The organism is Kocuria coralli (genome assembly GCF_008831305.1).
Taxonomy (GTDB): Bacteria; Actinomycetota; Actinomycetes; order Actinomycetales; family Micrococcaceae; genus Kocuria; species Kocuria coralli.
Genome location: NZ_ML708648.1, coordinates 1 through 904, shown reverse-complemented (window position 1 = coordinate 904; position 904 = coordinate 1). Strand labels below are relative to the sequence as shown.

The 904-nt window shown below is 64.0% G+C and carries 1 protein-coding gene; it reads right to left on the bottom strand.

Annotation, left to right across the window (positions count from 1 at the left end; all coding sequences use genetic code 11):
- Nucleotides 1–887 (bottom strand): cytochrome bc1 complex cytochrome b subunit (qcrB, locus tag FCK90_RS15175; RefSeq protein WP_158035142.1); only part of this gene is annotated, 887 nt, incomplete at its 3' end.
- Nucleotides 888–904 lie beyond the last annotated feature (17 nt).

Here is a 904-nt window from a genome sequence, read left to right as displayed (position 1 = left end):
ATGTACCAGTCGGGTTGGGAGCCGGCTTGGACGGGGGAGGGGTCGTAGGGGCCGTAGTTCCAGATGGCGTTGATCTGGACGGTGGCTGCGATGGCGGCGAGGACGCCGAAGACGATGAAGAAGAAGCCTCCGGCTTTGGCGGCGTAGACGGGGCCGACGGGGAAGCCGACGACGTTGTTCTCGGTGCGGCCGGGGCCGGGGAACTGGGTGTGTTTGTGGACCACGACCATGAACAGGTGCACCACGATCAGGGCCAGGATGATCACCGGCACGATGAACACATGCACGATGTACATCCGCCCGATGATCGCGTGGCCGGGGAACTCCCCGCCGAAGATCAGCATGGAGACGTAGGCGCCGACCAGGGGCACGGCGCGGGCCAGTCCGTCGACGATGCGCAGGCCGTTGCCGGAGAGCACGTCATCGGGGAGGGAGTAGCCGGAGAACCCGGCGACCAGGGCCATCATGAACAGCAGGCAGCCGACCACCCAGTTCAGTTCGCGGGGGCGGCGGAAGGCGCCGGTGAAGAAGATCCGGGCCATGTGGACCATGATCGCCACGGAGAACAGTAGCGCGGCCCAGTGGTGGAGTTGGCGTAGGAAGAGTCCGCCGCGGATGTCGAAGGAGATGTTCAAGGTGGAGGCGTAGGCCGCTGACATCTCCACGCCTTGCATGGGTACGTAGGAGCCGGTGTATTCGGTGGTGGCCATGGTGGGGTCGAACCAGAAGGCCAGGAAGGTGCCCGAGAGTAGGAGCACGATGAAGCAGTACAGGGCGACTTCACCGAACATGAAGGACCAGTGGTCGGGGAAGATCTTGCGCCCGAATTCCTTGATGATCGGGGACAGTCCCACCCGGGTGTCCACGAAGTTCGCGATCTTCCCCACACTGGTATCCGCCTGGT